This is a genomic window from Parendozoicomonas verongulae (genome assembly GCF_009711465.1).
GTDB classification, from domain to species: domain Bacteria; phylum Pseudomonadota; class Gammaproteobacteria; order Pseudomonadales; family Endozoicomonadaceae; genus Sansalvadorimonas; species Sansalvadorimonas verongulae.
The window spans coordinates 65,173-81,280 of sequence record NZ_SMME01000869.1; the positions used below are offsets into that span (position 1 = coordinate 65,173).

A 16,108-nucleotide genomic window follows, 5' to 3' on the forward strand; every position below is an offset into this window, starting at 1 on the left:
TCAGTTAAGGCCGCTTCTCTCTAAAAGCCATTCCCGATACAAAGCAGATAGCCAGGAGCCCCCAACGGCAAAGGATTGTTCTGACATACTCTGGGCAATCCTCACTATCTGCTCCTGGGTTTCCTCTCCCGATTGAGAGAACTGAACCAAATGCTCCCCTTTAAGCCAACTTTTCGCCAATTCCTTTGCCAAAGAGCTATCCAGCTCCAGGTGACGAGTCATTCGGCGCGCCTGCACAAGCAAATCACTTTTCAACTCAGCGAGTGAACGGGCTGAAGGAATATCATAAGCTTCCATCTGTTCTATAACAGAAGTTGCTGAGTTGAAGGGTACTGGGTCTATACGGCAGGGAAGTTCTGACAACAGCTGTATGCCTTGGCACCAGTCCTCCGGCTTATCACAGAAAAGTAATAACCCTTCCCGAAAACCCCAGACCACCTGTTCTATATCATCCTCTTCCGGCATCCACCCCTGAGTGAATAATTCATCCCAGAGAACCTCTATGCGAGTCAGTGCAAGGCTGGATTCCGGCCATGCTTCTGGAAGTTTTTCTTCTACCATTTCTCGATACAAACGGTTCATAATCTCTGGGTGACACACCATTTCCGTATCTAGTAGCCTTAGAGCATTGTCCTCACACATGATATTGTCACTGTGAATATCAGATAAACCACTAAGCAAGGCAAAAGCAGAAAGTATTCCTAACCGATTCATATCTGACTGAGGAGTCACCGTACTCCCCGAATAAAACGGCCGAAAGCCATAGGCTCCCTTTTGGTCGACCTTACAAAGGATGTGCTGATTGATGTGAAAAACCTCGTATCCCACACGATGATTAAAACACTCCAGTAAACCGACCATTTGACTAAGGCGCTTTTCAGCACGTAAATCCACCGGTTTATAGATAATATTGGAGCCATCAGAAAAAGTAATCCGACAAACTCCTCCATACCCTTTATCAGACAAAGGTTTAATAGTTTCCACTGTACCCGAAACATCAAACATGACCTTTAACTGCGGTTGATCCCGCGCCACTCGTTGCAAAATCCGCTTTAGACACTGGGCAGCACGAATACTTTGTCGCTTTTGGTAACGCTTAACTAACCTCGGTGAAATTTGTTCGTGTACACTGTTATTCAACAAGCCATGTTTGAGACTCCACAACATCAACATATCAGCCTGTGCTCTTGCTAACTCCAGCTTTTCACGCACCATCCCTACGGTTTCACCATTTAGACAACGGGTGAGTAATGCAGGTAAGAACTGCACTGGTAAAACAATCTCCAAAGCATTCAAACTCATGGGAGCTGAAAGACCAGACAACAGCTGCCGCCCATCAAGAGAGGTTTTCAGAACCGTATCATCATTGAGTAAAGCCGAGCTGTAGCCTTTGAAGATACGACCATAGTGCAGAGAATGGAGTACGCCTGTCGCTTCCACCTTATCCTTCTCAGACGCCACCATTAACGTCTGAGCCAAGTCATCAAAGTCCTCGGTTATTTTCTCAGGGGTATAGGTAAGCTGATAACGCTGCAGTCCCTTCCCTCCCATTTGACTGCGAAGGGATTTATTCTCAACAAGACGATTCAAGCTCTCTGCCAGTTCAGAGATATCCACAGCCACTGATTGCGCCTGCGCTAACTGTGCCTTACCGGGATCGAAAAATGCTGCGGGTGCAATCAACCCATCGACATCACTCCAATGGGTCGGTACCAGCTCTCCTTCCTCTCCATGGTTTATCAGCTCCCGGTAACCATCCCAGTCTGATAGCACCACAGGCACATTTGCTGACATGGCTTCAACTGGAGCAATGCCAAAGCTTTCCTGCACAGAATCTGAAACCGACACAAAAACATCAGCACTTTTGAAAGCCAAGGGCTTTTCTTCTGCAGAAAGGTCGAAGTTAAAGAGCACCCGAGACTCAACAGCCAATTGCCCCGCTAAGTGAACAAGTGACATCACATAATCATCATCAGCACTGGCCTGACCGCAAATATAGAGATAACAATCCTCCTGCCCATAACGATCGCAGAGTTCCCCAAGGGCATGAATAAGTGGATGAATATCTGCTTTATCCACAGGAGAGAGCCTGCCCAGGCACAGAAGAATAATACTGTCCTCTGGCAATCCCAGAGCCTTCCTCGCTTCTTGTGTGCTAACAGCTGTTTCGCAGGAATCCACACCCAAAGGTAAGAGCTCTAAACAGCCAGCAAAGCTCTTTTCTGCTCGCACCTTGCCTTCCTGAAGCAGGTTATCCACAACATTCAACGAAGCCTGGCTACTACAGAGAATGGTGTCGTAAGAACGTGATGGAGACAGTAACAGGTTTTTCCAGGCTCCCAGAGAAATATCCTGACTCAGAGCGTGGGCACGACCAACTATAGGAAAGGCATGTGCTGCAAAGGCACTGCGCAGTTCAAACAGGTAACTGAGATAAGGGTCGCCGGAATAGAACAGGCCGTACGGCTGGCTGGCGAAACTGGCGGGCAAATATTCCAGAGGGAAAACCCGAACCGTTCGGTCGGTCAGTTTCTCTTGTTCTAGCCAGATATCCCAAAAGTCCTGACGGGTAGTCACATCGCCTTCAGAAATGAACAAGTGGAATTGTTTGAAAAGGCTAGAGTGACGGATCAAGGCTGTAAGGAAGCTGCTGTTTGCTTCTCTCAAGCCATTGATATAACCATCCAGAACATCTTTATCTGACGGCAGAATAACTCCAAATAAAGCCATCAGGGCATCATCATTCCGCCAAAAGGTGGTGCTTCACCAGGGGAGCCTGAGCTTTGCCCCAGCAGCCCTTGGTAATAGAGACAGCAGCCACCAAAACTTTCTATCGCTTCCTGAAAGTCTTCAATCTGTACATCTGTGGGTAGACGCTGGTAGAGCTGATAAACGCCTGCGGCTTCATCCAGAGTCAGACTGCTGCGTTGATCTCGAATCAGCCCAAGGCTTTTATCCAGTAAAAGGCGGGTATCACTCTGGCGTTGTCCGGTGTTCTCGGAAAGCGGCCCCAGGTTAGCAAGAAGGTAGTAACGCCTGCCGTCCTCAAAGCAGGAGATATCCACACCTTCCATGGCAATCAAATAACGCCCGTTTTGATTCTCCGGCTTATCAATGCCGTTATTTCGGGAGAATCTGGTGATTAACTCATCAAGGCTCATTTAAGCATCCCTGCTTTATTCAATCCGGCTTTACTCAGTTAAATATCGACAGATGTAAGCAGGACTACAAACCGACTCAGGCAAAGGTCTCTTCCTGAGTGTCTTCAAGCGTCAGGGATATACGATGGAAGATCATAATCGCGAGAACAAACAAAGCAGCCCCCACAGCCACACCAAGGAACACAGAATTGGTCATACCAATGACCAGATAGCCGGCAATACAAATCACAGCGACTGCAAGACAATAAGGTAGCTGAGTGAGCACATGGTCAATGTGGTGGCAGGAAGCCCCCGTGGAAGAGAGAATAGTAGTATCAGAAATCGGGGAACAGTGATCGCCAAACACGGCACCGGCCAGAACAGCACCCATCATAGGCATAATCAGCGCCAAGTCTGTCGCCGCAGCCATATCCCCCGCGATAGGCAACATAATGCCGAAAGTGCCCCAGCTGGTACCGGTGGCAAAGGCCATAATGCCTGCAATGATAAATACCAGAGCGGGCAGCCAGACGCTGCTCAGGGTGTCACCCACCAGACTTGCCAGATACTTACCGGTTTCCAGATTGCCAATCACATCCACCAGAACCCAAGCCAGCACCAGAATATAGATAGCCCCCATCATGGACTTCACACCTTCGGTTAGAGCGTTAATAACCCTATCGCTGGCAACACGCTGACGTATCAACATAAGAAAACCAGCTGTCAGCCCGATCACGCCACCAAAAATCAGGGAGTTTGCAACATTCGTATTTTCAAAAGCACCCAGCACTGAGAAAGGTATCCCTGCAGACTCCAGGGTCTGAGCCCCCGTCCCAATCAAACCTGTAACGGTAGATATCACCAGAATCACCACAGGCACAACCAGATCTGCAACCGAGCCTTTGCCGGTATCTTTAATATCTGTTGCCCCCATGGGTTGGCCACGACGGCTATCAAACAACTCCCCCCTGACAGCTCGTTCGGCATGGATTTTCATGGGGCCGATATTTAAATCCATAGACGCTACAGTAATCACCATTGCCAGTGCGAAAATGGCGTATAAATTCATAGGAATCATTTCTACAAAGGCTGAAAAGGCTGAGATATCAGTAATCTCATGGGTTGCAAGAATCGAGCCGACAAGGGCAATAATATAAGCCCCCCAGCTGGACACAGGTGTTATCACACAGACAGGGGCCGCAGTGGAGTCGATAAGGTAAGCCAGCTTCGCTCGAGACACCCGATTACGGTCGGTGACAGGGCGACAGATATTCCCCACCGCCAGTGCATTAAAATAATCATCAATAAAAATAATGACCCCAAGCGCCACCGTTAGCACCTGAGAACCTCTGGCTGTCTTGATACGACGTTGCGCCCACTCACCGAACGCACGAGTTCCCCCTGCCAGAGATATAAAGCTGGTCATAATGCCCAGAGAGATAAGAAACAGCAGAATAAATACGTTTCCGGTATTCAGTCCGTTGTCCCAGAACACAGCCACCAGCGCCTCAAGCAAATACTGGAGAGTATTCATGGGGGAAAAGCTATTCAGTAACAGGGTGCCAACGAGTATGCCAGCCCCAAGGGAGAGAAGTGTTTTACGGGTGATAACCGCGAGACCAATGGCAACAGCCGGTGCCAGCAGCGACAAAGGGGAAAACGAGTAACTGACTAGCTCCATACTACTGATCTCTGGTTACCAAAGATGAAATTATGAATACTCTAATGACATGACATTAGACGATCAGGAGAGTAAATAGATAAAAGTAGCAAAGAGAACTGAACACGAGAAGGCAAACCTCGAGCCTCTTGAATCAATAGCCCCTGGTACACGCAAAATAGCAAGCAAATGTGACTGCATAGTTAACTGTAGTGAAGAATCTGGAGATACTGGTGGTCAAACATCAAACAGGCTCCAGTGAGCAGGTTACAACCAGAAGGAGGCTATTGTTCATGCAGGAAACTGGCATCTCAGAACGTCTCTCCCAGCCCGGAGGGAATAAGTCGTTAAGTCAATCCTCGCTTTTACGGGCAGGAGGTAATCAATCTAACTCCGCAGGGAGGGGACTCACCGCCTTGCCGGATTCGGTGTTTCACTACCATATTTTACCCCGGCTACCTCCTGAGGACTGGAAGAGCTGTAGCCTGGTCAACCGGAGAATGAATCAGATAACCCTCTCCTATATATTAAGTCCCCCCCCAATCAGACGCTATCTGCTTCCGCACGTTAATAGCCCTGGGGTAAATGTTGATAACGAATTTTCCTTGAGCAGGTTTACCTCGGTCATCACCCCCTGGCTGGACAGATGCGATGCGTCTTTAAAAAAAGCACTGAACTACTGTACCAATTGTGAGGACTTTCCCTTACTGCTATGCGGTGCTGTAGGTATACAACTACGCGAAGCGGCTTCTGTGCAGTTGAAGGGGTGCGAAAACTTTGTACAGCATGGAAAGCTACTGACTTGCGTGGCACCAGGTCGCTACGAATTGATTGAATACCCTCCTGCACTGTTGTCGACATCTGAGTGGCATAAGACAAATTGTTGTCAAGGTTCAGAGGAGAACGATACTACAGATTTCTGCACGACCTTGGATCAGAAGCGCTTTGCCAGGCTGTGTCAGGAGAAGGTGTTAATTCACGAGTTGGGGCAAGATAGTTTATTTCATAAAGTTGCTCAGTGTGATGCACAGTTGCCTGTCATGTTTGCCCAGTGGAGCTCTTGCGGTCAGCTCCTTTTGACCTTAACAAAGAAAAAAGCAAGCCTGTGGTCCATGAAAAGTGCTGATGTCTGGGAAGAGGAAATTCACACAGCTATTTCTTCACGCCTGCTTGAAGCTAGATTCAGTCCCGATTCATGCACTGTCGTTTGCCTGATGGAGCATCAAAGGATGAAGCGTGGGGATAGTAACTGGTCAGCTTTCAGCTGGTGTCGGAAAAACGGTCTCTGGATCCAGGACTTACCATGGAAATTACCGGAAGAGCAGAATGAGCGTCTTTTGGTAGGCTCCGTTTTTAGCAAAAACAGCACTAAATTGGCACTAAGGTTTGAGTACCATGTGCAAGTATGGTGCCGCTCTAAAAAAAACGTGTGGGAGCCAGAAAGTGTGTTGTCGATGAACTGGGCAGAGAGTAGCCCGTACACTGTGAGTAAACACACCGAATCAGTTGCATTCAATATTCACGGCCAGGTGGCTGTGGCGTGGACCCTGAAACCTCCTTCTGAACTCGAGAATAGTAAAACCTCCTGGCACACGGGTATTGTCGTATGGAATGCCTCCAGAAATCCTTACAAAAAGCAGGTACAGATTACAACGAAACGGGAGGAGTGCGAGGTTAATCCATCTTCGTATAACACCTTGAGCCTGTTTTTCAGCCCCGATGGGCGTTTTTTGATAGGGAGTGATAACTGCAAGCGCACGAATGTATGGTGTCAGGTACCTGAGTTTACTCCCCCAGATGTGCCCGAGCCTGAGAACAGCTGATGAATTCTGCTTTAGGTTTTAAGTACCCTGTTAGTACTTTTGCCACTGTCCGCCCTGGCGAGCCCTCTCCCGAAAAGGGACAAAGTACTGCTGCACCGGCTGCCCTGAGGGCTGCAGCCCTCCATGCTCCTGCGGGCTACCAACAGAAGCGGCTGGATGAGTACGTCATCAGTTTTCCTCTCTCACCAATGGGGGTACTGCGCTTCACTCACCCCAGACTACAAGCTGTTTGCCCCCAGCCTGCCCCACCTGAATCCTCTGTTTTGTCGTTGCCGCAGCTGGTGAGTGCGGGTGTTGCCGAGTCCTGTACCCTGTTTCGCTTTATGGCTGATCCTGACCCTGACATTGAGCAGTTCATGGTGGCCCACAAGCGGTTGAGAGATATAACCAACGCGCTGAAGGTGTGCGCATCAGCCAATCCGGAGCAGCCTTGCCACCCTACCACGTGGAATTGTTTGCTGTATCAGATGCTTTTTTCCAGCGCTGATGCCGTCAGTCAGCGCTGTGTAGATCGGCTACATATACCTGGCCACCTGTCAATGGCTGCAAAACGTTTTGCCAGCTCCGAAACCTGTGAACCCACAGAGTCTGATAAACGTGTCAGTGATGATAAAGTGGGATGGACTGAACTGGTGACAGATGTTACGTGTGCCATCAACAGTGATGAATATTTGCGTTTCTCCCAACAGAAGTTTTTACCCGTGTCACTGGCAAAACAGGCTGAGTCTCTGCTTGAGCTTTTTACCTGTACACGTGGTGACCCGGATGGAGAAGATCAAGGGACATCCAAGCCTGCTACCCCACCGAAGCGTATTGTCCGGGGGTTTGGCAGCGATGCATTGTGCACACTGTTATTAGATGTTGTACAAAACCTGGACCTGCTGGATAAAGAAGTCTGTGGAAGGGCCATATTCAAAACCAGCTGGGCCATGACCAGCCGCTGGCTGCGTCACAAACTGAGCCTCTGGTATCTGGCTCTTGACCCTTCCGATGATCGCAACCGGTTCATGAAATCTCTGGCCATCAGTGACCCAGAAGTCGCACTGGCACTGCCCGATACCCCCCACAATGCCGTGCGCATCCATATGAGTTCCAGTGATAAAGAGGCCCTGTTCTGGCTATGGCATAAACAGCCCCGAGGTGGTGTGTGTCATGTGTTTATGCGGCCTCTGCCAGAACACTGGCTGGCCGCAACTACAGAAAATATACCGGGCCTCCTTTTTACCGAGTATCTGTACTTTCTGCAGGGAAACCAGGAAGGCTCCAGAACACCTCCTTTTTCTTTCAAAGACTGCAGAAGTAAGGAGTTCTCTTCTGTCTGGTATTTTCACAATCACTCCCAGCAACAAGCTGTTCTGGATGCTTTGGAAGGCAGTTTTCAAACATGGTGCCAACAGGAGGCTTTTGCCCGCTGGCACCAGAGATTTGATGGGAGTAAGACACCCTGGCAACAGAGTTTTCTGGTAGAGCCATGGCTTATACAACCCTTGGGCACAGTGCTTGAGCCTGTTATATCTTTCGTGCAAGATCAACTTGCTATTGCAGAGGGCAAATGCAGTGAAGTCGTGGTGAGTGGTGACTGCAGCAGCACCCTGATTCCCTGGGAGGCACTGCCGCTGATCGGTGTAGGAGAACAGCTGGTCACAGGCCCCAGGCTGATGGATATCTGCTCTGTACGTATCGCTCCCGTCCCTGAGCAAATCGCAGCACCACCCCGCGTGATCAGTTCACAGGATGCCCTGCCCCGTCTGTTCTTTCCATTCGCTACAGTCAAGGAGGAATATTCCGGCGTTGCCAATGAGATGCGGTTTGAGTACGACTGGATGCAGGAAGAACTGCTGGTTCCGCACCGGCTGTCGGAACGCCAAGAGGCTCCACCAGCTATTCGCCAGACGCTGTTGCAGTCCCTTAGCTTACCGGGCACCTTCCATATGGCCGGCAAAGGGGGGGTTGATGAACAGACTTTGTGGTGCGATATACTGCCCACAAAGCATCAAAAGCGAGCTGGTGGGGATGGACTGGGGCTTGACTGGGTTCCCCTTGACCTGATCCAGCATATAGGTGCCGATCTGGTGTTGCTGAACATTTGTAGCACGGGTGTTTTTTCCTGTCATCCACAACATGCCTGTGAACATCTTTTGCGCCATGGGGCAACAGCTGTGATCGCAGCTCTGAATAGCGCAGTAGATGCGGCCGAGCTGTTTAAAGTACTTTACCATCAACTGTTGAGCCGCCCTCAAGTGGATCTGCAAGAGGCTTTCCATAAAGCGCAGAAGGTATATAAGCTGGATCTTCAGCACGAGTTATTAGCAAAAAACTATGCCAGTAGAGGCAGTAGAATTTATCGCTGTATTGGTGGTCCCTTGCAGATAGTGCAGCGGGGGTTGTGCACGAAACAGGATCTGTTGAGCTGTTCCTATAGGGCTGTTATCGACAAACTGGCACTTCAGGTTCCTGGTCGTACGGACCGAGTGCTGTCCACCAGAACGCTACCTACGCGAACCAGCGCTCTCCAGTTTCTGTGTGATGCGGACCCCTCTGTCACCTGTAGCGTGTGGCTACCGATCACAGGGACTAGCGGAGATGAAGACATTCACAAACTGATAAATAAGCAGCTTCAGTTACTCCCGAAACCTGAAGGTGGGGGTGAACAGACGGTTGTGTATGTGCAGAACTTCGTGCCAGCAAAACCTGTCGGTCTTGAAGAGGTACATAATTTTCACCCATGGCTGGAAAAGGCACAGTGGTATATCGAGGAACTCGACAGATCAAAACATGTGAGCCCACACATTAGCAAGGAAGCCATAAGCAGAGAAAATATGGACTTTCGATTGACAACTCTGCCGGCATCACTGCTGGATTTGGGCTTTCTTCCAGTCCTCAGCACGGCTGAACTGATGCGCAATCTGTTATCTCTGCCTTGTAAACTGGATATATCTATCTGGCGTTTACTACTGCCCCGTTTGCAGCGCCTGCCTGGCGTTCGGGAGCGCAGGCAGGCGCTGGAGGAGCTGACACAGAAGCTGCGGGCTCTGGGAGAACCACCGCCATTTGTCCCCCACTTACAAGTCTTTATGGAATGGATTGCTCAGCCCATGACCCGGGCTGAGCGAGCCTTGCTTCAGACTCTTTATTTTCTGTCTATACCGGTTGATGAAAAGTTCTGTCAGATGTTGCTAGAACACCCGGTATTCCGCTCTCTTAATGGAAAGTCTGAACCACAGACAGCCACTTGTACGGACTCACCCTACTGGCGTCGTCTGCTGGACGCCAGACGGGCTGGTGTACACCGTTATCTGGTTGATGACCAAATCACTGATGAGCAAGAGGCTGAGATGGCCAGAGCATGGCAGGGGGGGATGGACAGAACACTGGTCTTCATACCTGTAAGGCTGGAGGATATGCTGTATTGTCAGATTGATGAGCTGTTCTCCCTGGATATTCTTACGGCCCTGAAAGAAACGTGGGCAAAATATATTAATGGAGTAATAAGTGACGAGTTCAAATTCCTCATGGCAGCGGCACTTGGGGAGAGGATACAAGACCGGTTGCGGTTCTTGCCTCATCTCCAACGTCACTACCCCAGAGAATCCTGGCACGAGAAGGTTTATCTTCGGATACGGGGGGATATTTAGTTATAACTGCCCACCCGGTATGCCAAACGCCAATGCAGCTGCACTGGCGATGGATCATTGAATTATTCCCACTCAATCGTAGCAGGGGGCTTGCTGGAAATATCGTAAGTCACCCGGGATACCTGACTGAGCTCATTGATAATCCGGCCAGACACCTTTTCCAGAAACTCATAAGGCAAGTGGGCCCAGCGCGCGGTCATAAAGTCGATAGTCTCTACGGCACGCAGTGCAATCACATACTCGTAACGGCGACCATCACCCACAACACCTACAGATTTTACGGGCAGGAACACAGCAAATGCCTGACTGGTTTTGTGGTACAGATCAGCCTTATGCAGTTCTTCAATGAAAATGGCATCAGCTTCGCGGAGGATGTCTGCGTACTCCATACGCACTTCGCCCAGAATTCGTACACCTAAACCTGGGCCTGGGAACGGATGGCGGTACACCATGTCGTAGGGCAGGCCCAGCTCCAGGCCAATCTTGCGCACTTCATCCTTAAACAGCTCACGGAGAGGCTCAACCAACTCCATAGCCATATCGTCTGGCAAGCCACCCACATTATGATGAGACTTGATGACGTGTGCCTTTCCGGTTTTGCTGGCGGCAGACTCAATCACATCCGGGTAAATAGTCCCCTGAGCGAGGAAGCTCACACCGTCCAGACGGCCTGATTCTTCATCAAACACTTCGATAAAGGTATTGCCGATAATCTTGCGCTTCTGTTCCGGATCATTCTCACCTTCGAGGCGGGACAGAAACTTCTCCTGAGCATCAGCACGAATCACCTTGACGCCCATGTTCTCAGCAAACATAGCCATCACCTGATCGCCTTCGTTCTTACGCAGCAAGCCGTTATCCACAAAGACACACACCAGCTGATCGCCAATGGCTTTGTGCAAAAGTGCCGCCACAACGCTGGAATCCACACCGCCAGACAGGCCCAGCAGCACAGTCTGATCACCAACCTGCTCACGCACACGGGCAATGGCATCGTCGATAATGCCTGCTGGTGTCCACAGCTTTTCACAGCCTGCAATTTCGCAGATGAAATGCTCCAGAATACGGCCGCCCTGCTTGGTGTGGGTCACTTCCGGGTGGAACTGTACACCGTAGAAGTGGCGGGATTCATCAGCCATACCTGCGAACGGGCAGCTGTCGGTCCAGGCCATGCGCATGAAACCTTCTGGGAGAGTAGTCACCTTGTCGCCGTGGCTCATCCACACATCGAGGCTGGCTTGACCACCTTCGCAGACATGATCCTGAATATCGTGAAGCAGGCCGGACGCTTTGCCTACATTTACGCTTGCGTAGCCGAACTCGCGCAGATCTGAAGTAGACACAGAGCCGCCCAACTGTTCGGCCATGGTTTGCATGCCGTAGCAAATACCCAGCACGGGAATGCCCATTTCAAATACAATACCGGGCGCGCGAGGGGTGTCATCACCGGTGACAGATTCAGGGCCACCGGAAAGAATAATGGCTTTCGGTGCAAACTCACGGATGTCACTTTCATCCATGTCAAAGGCACGGATTTCACAATAAATCCCGATCTCCCGCACACGACGCGCAATCAACTGCGTGTACTGGGAACCGAAATCAAGAATAAGAATACGCTGAGAATGAATATCCTGGCTCATTGGGTGCTCTTCTTAACCGGCTCTGTAGTTAGGTGCTTCTTTGGTAATAGTGACATCATGAACATGGGATTCACGCATACCGGCATTTGTTACACGCACAAACTCCGGACGGGTGCGCATGATGTCAATGCTCTCGGAGCCGGTATAACCCATAGAGGCGCGAAGGCCACCCATCATCTGGTGAACGATGGCCTTAATAGGGCCTTTGTAAGGTACGCGGCCTTCAATGCCTTCTGGAACCAGTTTATCAGCGCCGGCGTTTGCATCCTGAAAGTAACGGTCACTGGAACCGGAGCTTTGCGCCATGGCACCGAGAGAACCCATACCACGGTAGCTCTTATAGCTGCGGCCCTGGTACAGAATGATTTCACCGGGTGCTTCGTCGGTACCCGCCAGCATGCTACCGATCATCACAGTGTTGGCACCGGCCACAATAGCCTTGGCCAGATCACCGGAGTAGCGGATACCGCCATCGGCAATCACAGGAATGCCTGTGCCTTTCAGGGCTTCTGCAACATTGGAAACTGCGGAAATCTGGGGAACACCAATACCGGTTACGATACGGGTGGTGCAGATAGAGCCAGGGCCAATACCCACCTTCACGCCATCAACGCCTGCTTCCGCCAGAGCTTTAGCTGCAGCAGCTGTAGCGATATTACCGCCAATCACCTGAACATTCGGATAGGTCTTCTTCACCCATGCCACACGTTCAATCACTCCACGGGAATGGCCATGTGCGGTATCAACGATAATCACGTCTACACCGGCATCAACCAGTGCCGCAACACGTTCAGGGGTTTCAGGGCCAGTACCCACAGCGGCACCTACACGCAGGCTGCCACGTTCATCTTTACAGGCGTTCGGATAATCCTGTGATTTCTGGATATCCTTAACCGTCATCATGCCTTTCAGGTTGCCGTTGTTATCAACCACCAGCACCTTTTCAATGCGGTGTTTTTGTAACAGGCTTTGAACATCTTTCTGACTGGTACCTTCCAGAACGGTGACCAGACGATCAAACGGGGTCATCAATTCGGCAACGGTTTTATTAAGGTCGGCTTCAAAGCGCACATCACGGCTGGTAATAATGCCAACCAGATTGCCATTTTCTAAAACCGGCACACCGGAAATATTATATTGCTGACGCAAGCCCATGAGTTCACGCACAGTAGCACTGGAATCAATGGTGATTGGATCACGGACAATTCCGCTTTCATGCTTTTTCACTTTACGAACTTCAGCCGCCTGTTCTTCGGGGGTCATATTCTTGTGAATGATTCCGATACCGCCTTCCTGAGCCATAGCAATAGCCAGTCGGGCTTCTGTGACAGTATCCATGGCTGCAGACAACAGAGGGATGTTTAATTCAATTTCGCGGGTGAGGCGGGTTTTCAACGATACCGACTTGGGCAAAACTTCTGAGTAGCCGGGTACGAGAAGGACATCATCGAATGTGAGAGCTTCTTGAGCGATACGTAACATTGTGTTTGCCGTCCGGTTAGGGAAAAGCTGGGTATTAAAACCAGTGTTGTTTTACTTAATAGCTGTAGAACATACACCAGAACTGTTCAGATCGCGTCGGGGAAACACCAAAAGAACAGCTGAGCGAGGTAAATTCGTTCAATTATACCGCCCCTAAATGTGTCCCACCATTCTTATATTTTTCATTTTTTTCAGGGATAATAGCCCGGTTTGCCAGTAAAAATGCTTTTAATACGACTTCGTCTGTTTGTGTTCCGGGGACCTCTTCAGAGTGGAAACCAGGCAGATTCGGGTATTTCATGTCCAGTCATTTCGACCCATTTGGGTACACACCACAAGCACCGGGAGAGCGTAAAGTCCTCTCGGTCAGCGACCTCAACCGTCAGGCCAAGCGACTGCTTGAGGTCTCCTTTCCGTCTATCTGGGTGGAAGGCGAACTCTCCAACGTAGCGCGCCCGCGCTCCGGCCATTGGTACTTTACCCTCAAGGATGCTGGCGCTCAGGTACGCTGCGCCATGTTCCGTGGCTCCAATATGCGGGTACGCTTCCAGCCCGCCGAAGGCCAGCAAGTGCTGATTCGTGCCAAAGTGAGCCTTTATGAAGGCCGTGGCGACTATCAGCTGATTGCAGAGCACATGGAAGAAGCCGGTACCGGCGCACTCCAGCGTGCGTTCGAGGAGCTGAAAAACCGACTCTCACGGGAAGGTCTGTTCGATGCCGGGCACAAAAAGCCTCTTCCCAGAATCCCCAGCCATGTAGCGGTGGTCACCTCTCCTACCGGAGCGGCTGTGCGGGATATTCTGACTGTGTTCCGCCGTCGTTATCCAGCACTGAAAATCACAGTTATCCCCGCCTTGGTACAGGGTGCTGAAGCTGCGCCCCAGATTGTCCACGCTTTAGAACTGGCAGAACAACTGCCCGGCGTTGATGCCATTATCGCCGGCCGTGGTGGTGGTTCACTGGAGGATCTCTGGCCCTTTAACGAAGAATCCGTAGCCCGCGCTATTGCCCGGTGCTCCATCCCCGTAATCAGTGCCGTGGGCCATGAGATTGATTTCACCATTGCTGACTTTGTCGCTGACCACCGTGCACCCACGCCATCAGCTGCGGCTGAGGTTCTCAGCCCAGATCAGCAAGAACTGCAGAACACTTTGCTGGGCTACGAGCAGATGCTCACCCGCATCATGGCTCACAGGCTGCAGGGGCACCGACAGGCACTGACTCATCTGCGCAGCCGGTTGCGCCACCCAGGCGAGCGACTCAGAGAACAAAGCCAGCGGCTGGATGATCTTGATATCCGCCTGCGCAAAGCCATGGAGCTTGGCCTCCATAAAGCCCACTCATCCCTCGAAAATGCCAAAGAGCGACTGCATCAGCACACGCCTTTGAGCACACTGTCTCGTCTCAAAACCTTGCAGCAACAGCTTGAGCAGCGGCTCACTCTGGCAATGGATGCCAGCCTCGACCGCAAAAAAAGAGCACTGACTGCACGCATTGCTGAGCTGGATGCCTACAGCCCCCTGGCAACGCTTCTGCGTGGCTATTCCATCCTGCAAACAGAGGGTGGAACTATTATTTCTGAGGCTTCACAGACTCAGGTCGGGGACAAACTTAACGCTCGATTAGGCAAAGGCAGCCTGCTCTGTACGGTTGATAACGTCTCGCAGTAAGCCTCTACTGGCACATCTGTACAATTCCACTAGTCTTGTCGCTTTTCTTATAAAGCGATGGGGAGTTGTGCGCCTGTGGTCATAAAGAGATGGAGCTTTTTAATTCTGATAATATTGCTCTTAACCCCATTTATGAATTTTGTAAGGGCCCACAGTTTTCATGAAGATCCCCTGCGGGACAACCTGGCTCCACCAACACCCCTGCAAATAGAATATAACCGACTCAGCACTCAACTCCGGGAGCTGGAGCGAGATAATCCGACGGATAGAAAAATAACCACCATTGGTGTAGCCGTTATTCTTGATGTAGCGCTTGAACTGATCCACGCACGCATCATGGCTCACTACAGCCCCGAATACCTCTACGGCCACGATCTGTCAGAATCATCGGAAGTGAAAAATATCCTTGGCAACTACCTGCTGTACAGTTTCCGCCATGGCCACCTTCCTGCTTTGGCTATTGGCTTCGCGACCTGGTTTAGTGAAAACAGCACCGGTTTACCAACACTTGGCACTCAAGACTCTTTATCCCACATAGCCACCATCGCAGCAGGTTTCGCTGCAGGTTATGGCGCTCTGTTCTTACGGATGAAAACACAGATTGGCTACAGATACAGAGGTGATCCATTTTACAGCAGCACCAAACAGTTGCTTGGCCGTCTCGAAGACAGGGCAAAAAGCCCCTTAATTGCCGCTGACCATCTTGATGTAGGCAAACACCTGCTTCAAGCTGCAGCCATCACGGCAATGGTTACCTGGGGGTTTATTAAACGTACACAGAAGGAAGCAACGATCAATGATTTGCGAAACTCGTTGATTCTTGCCCGGGATCGTTTGCAGCGGGAAAGTAAACTGCGCGCTTCAAAAGCGGAAGAATTGAAGCTGAAAAAGGAAATACAATTACCGAAAGTGGAGGATATTTTGAGGGAAAAGCTCGAAAACTCAGAGCTTCAACAGGCAACTATGACACAATAAGTACCCGGACCACAGATTGCCCGACACCAACCTGCGTGTTGAAATCTTCAAGGACTAAGTACCCGGACCATTGCTTTCGCATA

The 16,108-nt window shown here is 50.5% G+C and carries 10 protein-coding genes; 4 read left to right on the forward strand and 6 right to left on the reverse strand.

Annotated elements, in window-relative coordinates; translation table 11 throughout:
- From E1189_RS20140 to E1189_RS20150, 3 genes are all read right to left on the reverse strand, one after another.
- Nucleotides 1-2,730 carry a glycosyltransferase gene (locus tag E1189_RS20140; protein WP_155162914.1) on the reverse strand — a complete coding sequence of 910 codons (2,730 nt, stop codon included), beginning with the start codon at nucleotides 2,728-2,730 and terminating at the stop codon, nucleotides 1-3.
- Entirely contained in the window at nucleotides 2,730-3,161 is a 432-nt protein-coding gene (locus E1189_RS20145; protein WP_155162916.1) for a type III secretion system chaperone family protein, read from the reverse strand. The genes E1189_RS20140 and E1189_RS20145 overlap by 1 nt, the downstream gene beginning before the upstream one ends.
- 76 nt (nucleotides 3,162-3,237) lie before the next feature.
- Nucleotides 3,238-4,821, reverse strand: coding sequence for a Na+/H+ antiporter NhaC family protein (locus E1189_RS20150; RefSeq protein WP_155162918.1), 1,584 nt, complete (start codon nucleotides 4,819-4,821; stop codon nucleotides 3,238-3,240).
- A 272-nt stretch (nucleotides 4,822-5,093) separates the two neighbouring features.
- Here E1189_RS20150 and E1189_RS20155 point away from each other — a divergent pair, with 272 nt between their 5' ends.
- Both E1189_RS20155 and E1189_RS20160 read left to right on the forward strand, forming a co-directional pair.
- Nucleotides 5,094-6,623, forward strand: a complete 1,530-nt coding sequence (locus E1189_RS20155; RefSeq protein ID WP_155162920.1) for an F-box protein — start codon at nucleotides 5,094-5,096, stop codon at nucleotides 6,621-6,623.
- A complete protein-coding gene (locus E1189_RS20160; protein WP_155162922.1) occupies nucleotides 6,623-10,258 on the forward strand; it encodes a CHAT domain-containing protein in 3,636 nt (1,211 codons plus the stop codon). The genes E1189_RS20155 and E1189_RS20160 overlap by 1 nt, the downstream gene beginning before the upstream one ends.
- A gap of 62 nt (nucleotides 10,259-10,320) precedes the next feature.
- On the opposite strand, the gene guaA is transcribed toward E1189_RS20160, so the two are convergent.
- The 3 genes from guaA to E1189_RS20175 form a co-directional block, all read right to left on the reverse strand.
- The gene (gene guaA / locus E1189_RS20165) at nucleotides 10,321-11,898 is read right to left on the reverse strand and encodes a glutamine-hydrolyzing GMP synthase (RefSeq protein WP_155162924.1); all 1,578 of its coding nucleotides are present in this window, start codon (nucleotides 11,896-11,898) and stop codon (nucleotides 10,321-10,323) included.
- 12 nt (nucleotides 11,899-11,910) lie between these two features.
- Entirely contained in the window at nucleotides 11,911-13,380 is a 1,470-nt protein-coding gene (gene guaB, locus E1189_RS20170) for an IMP dehydrogenase (protein WP_155162926.1), read from the reverse strand.
- A 142-nt stretch (nucleotides 13,381-13,522) separates the two neighbouring features.
- Nucleotides 13,523-13,681 (reverse strand): hypothetical protein, encoded by a 159-nt coding sequence (locus E1189_RS20175; protein ID WP_155162928.1) that lies wholly within the window; start codon nucleotides 13,679-13,681, stop codon nucleotides 13,523-13,525.
- On the opposite strand from E1189_RS20175, the gene xseA reads away from it, so the two are divergent.
- A complete protein-coding gene (gene xseA, locus E1189_RS20180) occupies nucleotides 13,680-15,050 on the forward strand; it encodes an exodeoxyribonuclease VII large subunit (RefSeq protein WP_155162930.1) in 1,371 nt (456 codons plus the stop codon). The two genes, E1189_RS20175 and xseA, sit on opposite strands and share 2 nt — an antisense overlap.
- Before the next feature lie 132 nt (nucleotides 15,051-15,182).
- Entirely contained in the window at nucleotides 15,183-16,025 is an 843-nt protein-coding gene (locus tag E1189_RS20185) for a hypothetical protein (RefSeq protein WP_155162932.1), read from the forward strand.
- Nucleotides 16,026-16,108 lie beyond the last annotated feature (83 nt).